Source organism: Scytonema sp. UIC 10036 (assembly GCF_009725235.1).
Map to the genome: position 1 here is coordinate 1 of NZ_WJFC01000043.1, position 12575 is coordinate 12575.

A 12575-nucleotide genomic window follows, 5' to 3' on the forward strand; every position below is an offset into this window, starting at 1 on the left:
GGATTGGGGATTGGGGATTGGGGATAAACAAAGAATTACCTTCGTTATAGGAACTTGCTCGCTAATTGATAACAATGATAGGAACAATGGTGAGAACCATGAAATTTTTGGGTATTATTATCTGGGTTTGATATATAATGAGACTAAATATGTTTGTCTTACGTAAATATACTGTTATCTTTCCTGTTAGCTTGAGTCTTGGTGTTCTCATGACTGCTTGCAATGAAAGCAAAGTTAATCAATGCCAACGGTTGATGGAAGTGGTTAACAAAGGATCTGAGCTAATTGATAAGAACAAAGGGCAGCAGGTTATAACCAGCATACAACTATCGAAGGATTTGCAAGCTGTGAGTCAAGAGATTGACCAACAGAACTTCAAAGATCCGAAGCTACAGGAATTTAAGAACCGTTTTGTCAAGGTGTTTGAGACTGTGAGCAAATCCATTGCGAAAGCAGGCCAAGCTTTGGGTTCTGCTAAAGTAGCAAACAACTCATCAGAAGGTCGAGTTAAAATTCAAAAGGCAAGAGGAGATATCGATACAGCCCTGACAGGAGCTGCAACTGCTGCCAAGGAGTTAGATGGTGCGGCATCAGACTTGAATAAGTACTGCAACCAGCCTGAGTAAAAGCAGACTGCCCTCAGTTTTGGCAACCGAAGCTCATTTTGGACGTTTAATTCCACCCTGTCGTTTTACTTTAAATCCATACGGTTGGAAAATACACTTGGGCACTGCTGCGAATGGCACGCTCGAAGTGCGACGCGGAGACTTAGGGACGCGGAGACACGGAGAGATTGAGTAGAGCAGCGAAGTTGAGAGGAGGAAGAAAAACTGTACACGAAGCAATGCTAAACGACCAATACAGTAGGTCAAACCCCAAGTTTTATCAAGACGCTCATTGTAAAGCTGTAACGCACGATTGAGCAATAATTCATCTTCCCCCCGAAATCTTTGAAAGCCAGACATAGCAAGCTTTTCTATACCCGGAATGTAGGTTTTTATACGGTTCTCGGCTCAACGTCTAATATTCAAGTTTCTCTCGATAATCAATAAGTTTCAAAAAATTTTGTGATTTATAAAGCAAAGGTATAAAGGTACAAAACTTGTTCATTAGCTAACTGCAAAACCATCAAACTGCCGCATAAACGGCGAGTGATATGCCAACACAATGTCGTCTTTTGCAACTCCTAGCCTTACAAATTCATCCGCAAATCCCATCTCAGTGCCATCATGCTGTATCCAAATCTTGCTATCTTTAATATCGATATGTACCGAACACCCGTAAATTCGACGCTCGTCTTTCCATCCTGCACTCACAACTTGATAGTGATCTCGTTCTAAATCAAAAACAGGCATCACTTCAATTTCACCTGATGAGAATTTATAGCTTGCATATTCTTCTAGAACTTGTTTCACTAACTCTCTATATTTCTCTACTCTTTCCATTCTACAATGACCTCCTGCTTGGGATCGTAAATCAAAAGTTTTATGCTATACTTATGTACCATTCTCTGCACAAAGCGTTTTTCAAAAAAGCTTTTATAAGCCTGCTTTGGCACAGCTAAATACAATATTCGTTCTGGTTGATCGAGTTCCAAAGCTTCCTGATAGTTGAGGAATTGTCCCAAGGCTGTATGAAAAGTTGAAATGGCTGATGCCTGTAGGAAGGTTTTAATCTCTACCGCAATTTTTTCTCCTGACCTTTCTGCAGCCAGCAGTTGCTCTGCTCCCAAATCAATTAGCAGTTCAACTTCCTCAACAAGAAGGCGCAACGGATCATCCGTAATTGTCCAACCATCTTTTTCGAGTGCTCGCCTGACCGCATCATGAAATGCATCTCTCACAGACATGGTGATTGAATGTGCAACCGGACGGGTAAAAACTACCTTTGACCATTATATAACGTAAACGACAACATCTGTGAATTAACAGGATACACAACTTTATATCCACGCCTTTAAAGCTTACACTCCCTATGCCATACTCCGCCGTCAAGAGGATGGGATTGAAGTTGAGATGGTTGGGAAGATGCTGCTTCCTTGGTTGGATGGGATTGAGCTGGATTGGGAGCAGTAGATATAGTTCTTGGAAGATGCGATCGCGCTGTAGGTGGAAGCTTTGTCATCGCAGCTCATTTTGAGCAGAATTTACTCGTCCTCTACTGCACCCAAAGCTTTGAGCGTAGATTTTTCAGATTGTGTCAAACCAGTAACGCTTGTGATATTCATTCCTGCATACGGCTATGCGTAGATCCTAAATTAGAATTCTTACGTTTTTATCTGGCTGCTTACAAATTTAATAGTAATAATTAATACTTTTTAATAAGCAATGTTCCGGATTGACAAAGATTCTTCCTGTCAAAAGAAATGTAAGTCTTAATTTATGTTGAAGCACGATGAACGACATTGGTCTGCTAATGGCGGGCGTGTTGGCAGCAGGGCTACCATCTGCCCCAAAAGTGCCAGAGCAGCCACCAGTCAAAGCAAAAGAAGCGGTGAACCTAGCGGCGATATCTGAGGTAACTCAAGTTATTCCATCTGCCGAAATGACACCGCCCGAATTTATGCCACTGGATGGTAGTTCTCAATCTACCCTTTTAGCTATAAAAATCAAAAGTAAAAAAGTAACTGGTAAATTTACTGAGAAAAGATATCCTCAAACCCCCTATAGTCTGGTACAGGCAGTAGAAACACTGAGGGACAAGGGGGACAAGGAGGACAAGGAGGACAAGGGGGACAAGGTAGAATCTTCTTCCTTGTCTACCCCCTCTTCCTTGTCTACCCCTTCCCCAGAAGACGATCCGATGTCCCAAGTCAACTCTGTATCGCAACTGGGTGATGTCCAACCTTCTGACTGGGCTTTCAGTGCTTTGCAATCTTTAGTAGAACGCTATGGCTGTATTGCTGGGTATCCTAATGGCACTTATGGAGGCGATCGCGCTATCAATCGTTATGAATTTGCTGCGGGATTGGCAGCTTGCTTAGAAGCGATCGAGGAATTGATTGGTAAGAGCACTGCAAACGCTCTTACTCATGAGGATTTAATTTTACTAGAAAAGTTGCAATTGGAATTTCAGGCGGAGTTAAACGCAATTCAAGAGCGTGTGACTTCTTTGGAAGGTAGAACATCGCAAGTGGCAAAAAATCAGTTTTCCACAACAACTAAACTTGTTGGACAAGTCATTTTTGGCTTGCAAGGCTCCAACAAAGCCGATGTTGACTTGTTTCCTAGAGATGGTATACCAGAACGCAGCGCACAAACAAACCTCACATTTGCAAATAACGTACAGTTAACACTTGCGACTTCATTTACAGGAAGAGATTTACTCTTAACTGGTCTAGCTGCAGGTAACTCAGGCTCTAATGCACCATTTGTATTTACCAATATGGGACGCTTGGGTTATGAACTAGATACAAACAAAGATTTAGTGCTCAACGAGTTGTCTTACCGATTCCCTGTCTCCAAGAACTTTGGCATTGTCGTTGGTACAGCAGGTGTTAACCCAACTAACACCTTCCGTGGTATTAACCCTTTGGAAGGTTCTGGAGAAGGAGCTATCTCTTTATTTGGTCAGCGCAATCCTATTTTGGCAATCGGTAACGGTACGGGTGGCATAGGTTTTGACTGGCAAATCAGCGATCGCATTAGTTTGCAAGGAGTTTACAGTGCAGAAATTCCCAGTTTTCCCAATAACGCTCAAGCTGGAGGACTCTTTGGTGGTAGATATACGGCTGGTGCTCAATTAAGCCTTGCACCAACCAACAATATAGATGTGGGAGTCCACTATCTTTACTCCCACTCTCCCGATGGCTTGTTAGGAAGTGGTGTCGGCGATGCTCAATTAATCTCTCCTTTTGCACCACCTGTTGCCTTCAACACTCATGCTGTGGGAGCAACTGTAGCATGGCGCATCACTCCCAACTTTCAGTTAGGTGGTTGGGGGGGCTGGACTTTTTCAAATCCAGAAGAACTCTCTGGAAGCGTAAAAACAACCAACTGGATGGTATTTGCTGCATTCCCCAACTTACTCCGTCAAGGTAATCTGGGAGGAATTCTCGTCGGTCAACCACCCAAAATTACCTCCAGCACCTTACCAGAAGGATACAATCTTCCCAACTTTTCCGAAGGAGGAACACCAGGAGGACGCAGTGACAGTGCATTACACTTAGAACTTTTTTATCGCGCCCAATTGAACGAGTATTTATCAATCACCCCCGGCTTACTACTTCTTTTCAGCCCAGATCACAACTCAGCCAACGACACTTTAGTCATTGGAACAGTGAGAGCAACCTTCCGGTTTTAAGTTAATACTTGTGTAAATGTAATCATATGCTTTCAAGCATACTTAGACAATCAGCAACAAATCAACAAGCAACAAGGGTGATACCAACACACCCCATAGAATCAGACGTGACTTTTGTGACTTTATAATCTAGAAACACATTCTCAATGTACTTCCAAACGTCTGGTCAACAACCAATTCAAAACGGCAACCCCATATATCCGCAAAAACACGCAGATTCAAACTATCCGCGTCCATCTGCATGGCAGGTGCTTCAACTCTGGGAACCAGAGCAACGCACTGCCTCGTCCATCTGCGGTTCAAAAAACAAAATCTCTAAATTAGGGTTCCTCCTCATTAGCAGTTGCAGCCTAGCTTCAGCCATCATTGGTCTTGGAACTTCTAAAGCCGCCGCACAATTAACAATTCAAAGCACCGGCACACTCTCAGGCACTATTCAACTTCCCAGCTTTAACCCTAACTTCAACAACAGGGTCACCCGTGTAGATACTGACTCCAACGGTACTTATATGCGAAATATAGGCACCACGAAAAATCCTAATTTTGTTTCCGTATACACTTCTAAGTACGTAAAAATTGAAACCCGTGCTGATGGGAGCCTGGGATACTACGTTAATTTTAAAGGAATTCCCGTCATCTCATTGGATGGCATTCTCTCTTCACCTGCACTATCAAGCGGCCAGCTAGAACCCTATAGCTACCAAGGTAAAATACCAGAAACCAAATTTCAAGGTGTTGTTCAAGATGAGTTTGGACTGACAAAAGCTTTTTACACTGGTGTTGTGACAGATCCAAAAACAGGACAGCAGTATCAAGGAACATTTGAAGTTAACGGACAAGGACCTCGATATAGCGATCGCAACGGTGGTCAAAGCCCCACAGTCTTTGATTTCAGATCCGACATACCAGGTAAACCAACCGTCACGTCCTTAAAGATGACAAACAGCCCTTTAGTGAGATTAACCATTAAAGTACCTGCAAACGCCACACCAATAGTTAACAATCCTACACCACCCCCCCCACAACCTCCTACAAATCCCACACCACCCCCACCACCAGTTAGCAATCCCACACCAGCACCTACCACACCTATTGTTAGCAATCCCACACCAGCACCTACCACACCTATTGTTAGCAATCCCGCACCAGCACCTACCACACCCATTGTTGACAACAGCAATGTGATACCTTCGCCCACACCGACTATAGATGTCAATGAGCCTAATTCTCCATCACCCTCTACTTTGCCTCAGGTTGAGTTCAGCAATGGAAATTCCCTAAACACGAATCGAACTGACCCCTCTACCCTTGCTTCCGCTATATGTTCGAGAAACAACACGAAAAATTCAGCCCAATGTGGTAAAAAAATATTATCTACCCCCAAGCCATCAATCGGTCCGCGCAGTCGAGTGATGCTCCGTTGACGCTTTCAGGAACCCGATTAAGTGGTGATAAAGTAATATAACAACCAGTGTAAGGGCAATTTTCCAGAGATGAAACTTTTACTCTGGCATAATTGTCCTTATGGTTAGCTAAATCGGGCAGAAGCCTCACGTCCTACACGAAGGGAAGTGCGGGTAGTTCAAGAAAAAGGTTTTCTCAACCAATACCCAGTACCCAACTACCTGATGACGTTTTGTCAGTTCATCGGCTAGCTTAAAAATACACGGAGTTTGTAAACCATTTATTACACGCTTTTTAGGGAAGCACCTATGAAAGAGGAACTGATTGAATTGATAGCCAGAGTCATACAAGTCCTGCAAATCAATATGCGTTGGATGACTTGGAATTTATTTCTGGCATTTATACCATTGGCTTTGAGTGTTTGGCTATTTCGCATTAAGCGAGGACGATCTTGGGTTTGGTGGTTGGGATTCCTAGTTTTCTTTGCTTTTTTGCCTAATGCACCTTACTTGTTAACCGATGTCATCCACTTGATAGACGATATCCGTACAATCCAATCCGTATGGATGATAACTCTTGTACTAATACCCCTGTATCTATTAGTCATCTTAGCAGGATTTGAAGCTTACGTTATATCTTTAATTAACTTAGGTTATTACCTACATAGGATAGGCAAGAGCCAATGGATTTTAAGAGTTGAGATGGCGACTCATGCTCTCTGTGCCATTGGCGTGTATTGGGGGCGATTCTTGCGCTTTAATAGTTGGGATTTTGTCACTCAATTGGATACTGTGCTGACTAAGGGTATAGAAGAAATTTTGGGCAAACAACCTTTGGTTATTATTGCTATTACTTTTGGAGTACTAGCAGTGTTGCATTGGATTATGAAACGCGTGACTTTGGGGTTTACCAGGCAAGGGAAAAGTGATATAATTATCAACCAACAGCACGTTAACCCAAATACGCCTAATATTTAACAGCATTTTTGGTAAGGCAGAGGGCAGATAGCAAAAGGTATTTTTGGAAGAAAATAGTTTGGAGGTAAGTAGTAGGGAGGGCATTGTCTCTCGTTTTGTGTTGGTGGGCTTTAGCCCTACCTACTTACTTTTTTAAGAAAGAGTATCACATCTATTGCCTACCATAAGAAAGATGAAACTTCATTTTATTTGGCTTGAAATAAAGCCAGATAGAGCAATCTAGGAAAAACATTCCATTAGACCGTTGGCATAGTAGCGGTCTAATTTGGGGTGTCTGTTTTCATTCTTAGGAGGTATATAGCATGACATTAATTTCTAGAGAGGAAATCAAGACATTACTAGAACTGCCAAGACAAAATTCTGTTTCAATTTATATGCCAATGCAAACAGCCGGACCAGAAGTGAGACAAAACTCTATTCGGTTTAAAAATTTGGTGAAAGATGCTGAAGCTCGCTTAATTGATGCTGGTATTGAGCATAATGATGCTGTGGCATTACTAGCACAATCCCATTCACTGGATCGAACAGATTTTTGGGAGCAAACAGGAGACCAAGGACTGGCAGTTTTTATTTCTAATAATGTTTTTCGCTACTATACCTTGCCTCTAGAATTTGATGAGATGGTTGTGGTAACAGACAGATTTCATATTAAGCCACTGCTACCAATTTTAAATGGCGATGGGCGTTATTACCTCTTGGCTTTGAGTCAAAAAGATGTTCGGTTCTTTGAGGGCGATCGCTACGGTCTCCAAGAAGTTGAGGTAGAAAATATGCCGAAGAGCTTAGACGAAGCCCTCAACTACGATGAAACTGCTCAAGATGGTCAGTTCCGCATTGCGACCTCAAAAGGGGGAACCGCCAATTCTTTTCAACAGCCCGGATCGTTTCACGGACAAGGTAGCCCTGACAGGGATAAGCACCAAGAAAGCATCCTGCAATTCTTCCATGCTGTGAATGGTGCATTGGAAGAGAAACTCCGAAACCAAACCGCGCCTTTGATGCTGGCTGGGGTAGAGTACTTAATGCCATTGTACAGAGAGGCAAATACTTACCAGCATTTAATAGAAGATGGTATCTCTGGGAATCAAGAAATTTTAACTGCAGACCAATTGCACGAACGCGCTTGGCCTATTGTTGAGCCTCTGTTTTATCAATCACAGCAAGAGGTTGTGGAAAGGTTTAATATGCTTTACGGTTCCAACACTGGCAAAGCATCCAACGACTTGAAAGAAATTATCCCTGCAGCTTATTACCAAAGAATTGATTCCTTAATAGTTGCAGCCAACCGAGAGCAATGGGGACTGTTTGACCCTTCCTCAGATACAGTTTTCTTGCATCAAGAAGAAGAAACTGGCGATGATGATTTATTGGATTTTGCCGCCGCCTACACTTTGCTCAACGGTGGAACAGTTTACACTATTGGCTCAGAACAAATCCCATTTAGTACACCTGTAGCAGCAATTTTCCGATATTAATCTCTTAGGTGTTGTATAAAGTAGAACGAGCTTCTATACAACACTGACCATGAACGCTACTTGTTCTCCAATTTGGAACTCTCTTATCGCTTTATGGCTTTTGACCGTGGCAACCGTGTTTCCTCAACCTGCCACGGCAGAGACCATAACCGGACAATCGGGTAATGTCCGGGCGGAAATCTCCTACGAAAAAGCTCAGGATTATCAGTATAAAAATGTTCGTCTAAAAATTATTCGTGCAGGCAGTCGCTATCCCAAAATCATTAAAAATCATGCGTCCGAACTTTGGCAGTTTTACCTTAAGGAAGGGAAACAGTACGAAGATGGTAAAGGCGTATTAGCGGCTTACTTGGCAGATAAGTATATGTTGGGTCAAGGTGAAGACGGTTGGATGCAAGTGAGACAGGCTTATAAAGGACGCGATCGCAACAGCTATTTTGCCGATTTACGTAAATTTTTACGTGAAACTGGCTATATCCGTTAATTATAAATTTTGATTGTGGCAGTTTCCAATACAGCAGTTGTTTGTCCTGTTTACTATCAAATTAAAGATTAAAATCAGTAGCAAATATGTAATTTTACAAATTTATGCATCTATCTATAGAGTGAAGTCATTATATTTCTCTAGGCAGAAGCAATCACACTTCAAATTTGAAATGAGTGTAAGTGTAATTTTGTATGTTGTTCAGATATCACAGTCACAGTGATGGCGATCGCTGCGCTTGGAACATCATATCTAGTAGTGTGTTTTACTAATGTTTTAAGCAGCTTTAACAATGTCAAACCGTTTGCAGTTCAAGAATTTTTCTTATGAGGCAGCATCTAAACAAGAAGATCGACGTTTAGTGTATGAGCGGTTTTGGGTTATAGCGAGACATACTGTAGATGAAAATTACTATGTTGGGCGCATTCCACTGAACGCACATCAGCCTGATTATTTTTGTTGGTGTAAATCCTGCAAACAATTGAATCTAGGAATTTTGGTGGATGGCTACTTATCTGAATCTCTTGAAACGACGAGAATACCATTGTTAATCATAAAATAGACCTATTGGGGAAAATCATCACTAATGCTTACGGCTGAAGGCTTACGAGCTTTCACAATCAATTCCATAAGTCATCGTGTTGTACTAAATCAATGTTTCGGATTTTTAAAAATGCTTTTTTACTTTTTTGCATCTACTGTCATTATAGTCAGTCTAGTTTTAATTAATATATTTCTTCTAGACTTTGTTAAAGCGTCGTTTAATTCAATAAGTTTAGAGATAGACCGTTTGCGTCAAGAACAAGAACGACATAATCGAATTACAGAAGACTTACTCAGACAGATACGAGATTTACAGAAACACAAACCGTATCAATTATCTAATTCCTCAAAAGAGGATGAAAATTTTCATTGTCATCACGTGCGATAGCTTTGCTACTTTGCAAAGCACAGTAAGCTGACCTCCTATTGACTTAGATGTATCCGCAGAAGTTGTCGGGAATCTTGTAGTTGTTGTTATTCTCCACCATAACTAGGGAATACTAACGATTGTTCAAGTATGCCTTACAGATGCGCCAGAAAGTTATAGGAGGGGTAATGTTTGATACAAAGCTTTGGCTGCAGTTATCTGCAATTCTCTTTGTTGGAAATATTGTTAAAATATTCACAAATATACCCGTTCATGTAACGGCTGTATTCGTTGACACAGCAATGAATATAGTTATTCCTACACTCGCTTGCATCTACGTGTCATTACTTAAAAAGTATACAGTTCTCTATCAAAACGTTTACTACGAACCACCATATGTTGTTTGGGCTGAAACAGGTTTCAGCTGGGCTGTTATTTGTTGCGTAGCAATCCTTTCTCGGAATCTGTCACCCGGTTTTGCGATCGCTACATTTTCAATCTGTTTGTGCCTTGCAATGGCTTTGAGAAGACGGTAACCAGTGACCAATGGCTAATGGCTAATGGCTAATTGCTAATGGCTAATTGCTAATGGCTAATGGCTAATGACCAATGACAAGGTTAGGCTGAAGGTTGTAACTGATTTGCAGCTGCATCAATATGTCGTTTTAGTATCTTAACAGCAGCTTTTGTATCTTTTTGCCGACAAGCATCTAAAAGTTGGTAGTGTTCTTTTTGGGTGCGTTCCAAATAATCTACCTGTCTCATCTGCCGGTGGGCATAGCGAAAAAGATTGGTATGTAAATTTTGAATCATTTTAAACAATCGAGGTCGATTTGCTAGGGTGTAGAGTGCTGCATGAAATTCCCAATTTTGCTTTGCCCAGTGAGTCGCATCTGTGATTCGATTGATTTCATCCAAAATCATCGCTGCTTTGTCTAAATCGGATTCAGTCAGGTTGCTCATTGCGAGTTGAATTGCTGTCACCTCTAAAGCGCAACGAATCTCACAAATTTCCTGCACTTCATTTGGTGATAGTACTGATACCATCGCCCCTCGATTCAGATGAAACGTGACCAATCCTTCTGCTTCTAGTTGTCGCAGCGCTTCTCTTACAGGTATGCGGCTGACTCCAAATTGCGTGGCGATTTCATCTTGTCTGAGAGATTGCCCTTCCTGAAGAATTCCCCGCAGAATTGCTTCTCGTAAGGTGTCGGCAATTAAATCTGGTGTACTGCGTTGTTGTTGCAGCACGTTAGCTGCTAGGTCGTTTAAATTCATAATGTTTTTCATGCATAATGTATATTGTATATGATTTTTTGTATACAATATACAAAGTTGAGACTCTTGGAGCTAGTTATGAGCATTTCCTCCACAGACAGAATCGTTATCTTCGACACCACACTTAGGGATGGCGAACAATCACCTGGAGCAACACTGAATGTAGAAGAGAAGTTAGCGATCGCTCACCAACTAGCTCTTTTGGGAGTTGATGTCATTGAAGCCGGATTTGCGATCGCAAGTCCGGGAGACTTTGAAGCTGTCAGAACCATAGCCGAACAAGTTGGGGTACCAGGTGGACCCATCATTTGCAGTTTGGCAAGAGCCATTCGCGAGGATATTAAAGCTGCAGCAGAAGCATTGCAAAGAGCGGCTCATCCCAGAATTCACGTTTTTCTTTCCACGTCAGATATTCATCTCAAACATCAGTTGAAAAAGACTCGCGACCAAGTACTGGCAATAGCTGAAGAAATGGTTGCTTATGCCAAGTCCTTCGTGGAAGATGTGGAATTTTCACCCATGGATGCAAGCCGCACTGAGCCAGAGTTTCTTTACCAAGTCATATCCAAAGCGATTGCTGCAGGTGCTACCACAATTAATGTTCCCGATACCGTTGGAATCTGCACGCCAAAAGAAATGGAAAAGTTGATTCAAGGGATTCGGAAGAACGTACCCAATATAGACCAGGTGATTCTTTCCGTTCACACTCAAAACGATTTGGGTTTAGCCACAGCCAATGCACTTGCAGCAATTGAAAATGGAGTGCGCCAGGTAGAATGCACAATTAATGGTATTGGAGAACGTGCTGGTAATGCTGCATTAGAAGAGATTGTTATGGCTTTGCAGGTTCGCAAACCCTATTACAATCCTTACTTGGGCCGTCCTGTAGAAAGCGATGCACCGCTTGTCAATATCAAAACTCAAGAAATTTATAAAACTTCATGCTTGGTTTCCCAATTGACAGGTATCACAGTACAGCCAAACAAAGCGATCGTTGGAGCTAACGCCTTTGCTCATGAATCAGGCGTTCACCAAGACGGTGTAATTAAGCATCGAGAAACTTACGAAATCATTGATGCTGCGGACATAGGGTTGCCAGAAAATCGGATCGTATTGGGTAAGCATTCGGGACGCAACGCTTTCCGAAGCAAGCTGCAAGAATTGGGGTTTGACTTGAACGAAGCAGACTTTAACAAAGCCTTCATCAGGTTTAAAGAAGTTGCTGACAAGAAAAAAGAAATGTCCGATTGGGATATTGAGGCAATAGTGCGAGACGAAACCCAAATTCAAGTAGAAAGCGGTTTTCAGTTAGAACACGTACAAGTCACCTGTGGAGATTGCACTTGTCCAACAGCAACTATCACAATTGTCACCCCAAGTGGAGAAATTTTAACTGATGCTGCGGTAGGTACAGGTCCCGTGGATGCAGTGTATAAAGCGATCGCTCGAATGGTACACATATCCAGCCAATTAGTTGAATTTTCCGTCCAATCTGTGACCGAAGGAATTGATGCTTTAGGAACCGTCACCGTTCGCCTGCGTCATCAAGACCGAATTTTCTCCGGACAGTCATCCGACACCGACATTGTTGTTGCATCAGCTTACGCCTATATCAATGCAGTCAATCGTCTTTATCGTTACCTACAATCTGTTAGAGGAAATGAGCCTTTGAGTTCATCTTCCAGAGCATCAATACAGTATCTCATCTAACCGCTCGTTCCCAGGGGGAGCCTGGGAATGCAGTC

At 42.1% G+C, this 12575-nt stretch carries 15 protein-coding genes; 10 read left to right on the forward strand and 5 right to left on the reverse strand.

Going from position 1 to position 12575, the window contains the following annotated elements; translation table 11 throughout:
* Positions 1-149: 149 nt before the first annotated feature.
* Positions 150-626: a hypothetical protein gene (locus F7734_RS20935; protein WP_155746473.1), complete on the forward strand. Its 477-nt coding sequence runs from the start codon at positions 150-152 to the stop codon at positions 624-626.
* 33 nt (positions 627-659) lie between these two features.
* On the opposite strand, the gene F7734_RS62155 is transcribed toward F7734_RS20935, so the two are convergent.
* The 4 genes from F7734_RS62155 to F7734_RS20950 form a co-directional block, all read right to left on the reverse strand.
* The gene (locus F7734_RS62155; RefSeq protein WP_207714163.1) at positions 660-965 is read right to left on the reverse strand and encodes a hypothetical protein; all 306 of its coding nucleotides are present in this window, start codon (positions 963-965) and stop codon (positions 660-662) included.
* A 144-nt stretch (positions 966-1109) separates the two neighbouring features.
* Entirely contained in the window at positions 1110-1445 is a 336-nt protein-coding gene (locus tag F7734_RS20940; protein WP_155746474.1) for a XisI protein, read from the reverse strand.
* Positions 1433-1849: a XisH family protein gene (locus F7734_RS20945; protein WP_155746475.1), complete on the reverse strand. Its 417-nt coding sequence runs from the start codon at positions 1847-1849 to the stop codon at positions 1433-1435. The genes F7734_RS20940 and F7734_RS20945 overlap by 13 nt, the downstream gene beginning before the upstream one ends.
* A gap of 107 nt (positions 1850-1956) precedes the next feature.
* The gene (locus F7734_RS20950; protein ID WP_155746476.1) at positions 1957-2124 is read right to left on the reverse strand and encodes a hypothetical protein; all 168 of its coding nucleotides are present in this window, start codon (positions 2122-2124) and stop codon (positions 1957-1959) included.
* A 270-nt stretch (positions 2125-2394) separates the two neighbouring features.
* Between F7734_RS20950 and F7734_RS20955 the strand changes: the two genes are divergently transcribed.
* The 8 genes from F7734_RS20955 to F7734_RS20990 all read left to right on the forward strand — a co-directional run bounded on the left by F7734_RS20955 (position 2395) and on the right by F7734_RS20990 (position 10088).
* On the forward strand, positions 2395-4302 hold the full coding sequence (locus F7734_RS20955; protein ID WP_155746477.1) for an iron uptake porin: 1908 nt from the start codon (positions 2395-2397) through the stop codon (positions 4300-4302).
* A 146-nt stretch (positions 4303-4448) separates the two neighbouring features.
* Positions 4449-5726: a hypothetical protein gene (locus F7734_RS20960; RefSeq protein WP_243147000.1), complete on the forward strand. Its 1278-nt coding sequence runs from the start codon at positions 4449-4451 to the stop codon at positions 5724-5726.
* A 288-nt stretch (positions 5727-6014) separates the two neighbouring features.
* Positions 6015-6683, forward strand: coding sequence for a DUF1361 domain-containing protein (locus F7734_RS20965; protein WP_155746478.1), 669 nt, complete (start codon positions 6015-6017; stop codon positions 6681-6683).
* Between the two features lie 302 nt (positions 6684-6985).
* Entirely contained in the window at positions 6986-8158 is a 1173-nt protein-coding gene (locus F7734_RS20970) for a hypothetical protein (RefSeq protein WP_155746479.1), read from the forward strand.
* A 49-nt stretch (positions 8159-8207) separates the two neighbouring features.
* The gene (locus tag F7734_RS20975; RefSeq protein WP_155746480.1) at positions 8208-8642 is read left to right on the forward strand and encodes a hypothetical protein; all 435 of its coding nucleotides are present in this window, start codon (positions 8208-8210) and stop codon (positions 8640-8642) included.
* A gap of 292 nt (positions 8643-8934) precedes the next feature.
* On the forward strand, positions 8935-9204 hold the full coding sequence (locus F7734_RS20980) for a hypothetical protein (protein ID WP_155746481.1): 270 nt from the start codon (positions 8935-8937) through the stop codon (positions 9202-9204).
* Positions 9205-9315: 111 nt separating this feature from the next.
* A complete protein-coding gene (locus F7734_RS20985; protein ID WP_155746482.1) occupies positions 9316-9573 on the forward strand; it encodes a hypothetical protein in 258 nt (85 codons plus the stop codon).
* A gap of 167 nt (positions 9574-9740) precedes the next feature.
* The gene (locus F7734_RS20990) at positions 9741-10088 is read left to right on the forward strand and encodes a hypothetical protein (protein WP_155746483.1); all 348 of its coding nucleotides are present in this window, start codon (positions 9741-9743) and stop codon (positions 10086-10088) included.
* 82 nt (positions 10089-10170) lie between these two features.
* Here the strand turns inward: F7734_RS20990 and F7734_RS20995 are convergent, their stop codons facing one another.
* Entirely contained in the window at positions 10171-10830 is a 660-nt protein-coding gene (locus tag F7734_RS20995) for a GntR family transcriptional regulator (RefSeq protein WP_155746484.1), read from the reverse strand.
* A 78-nt stretch (positions 10831-10908) separates the two neighbouring features.
* Between F7734_RS20995 and F7734_RS21000 the strand changes: the two genes are divergently transcribed.
* Positions 10909-12540, forward strand: coding sequence for a 2-isopropylmalate synthase (locus F7734_RS21000; protein WP_155746485.1), 1632 nt, complete (start codon positions 10909-10911; stop codon positions 12538-12540).
* Positions 12541-12575: the final 35 nt, after the last annotated feature.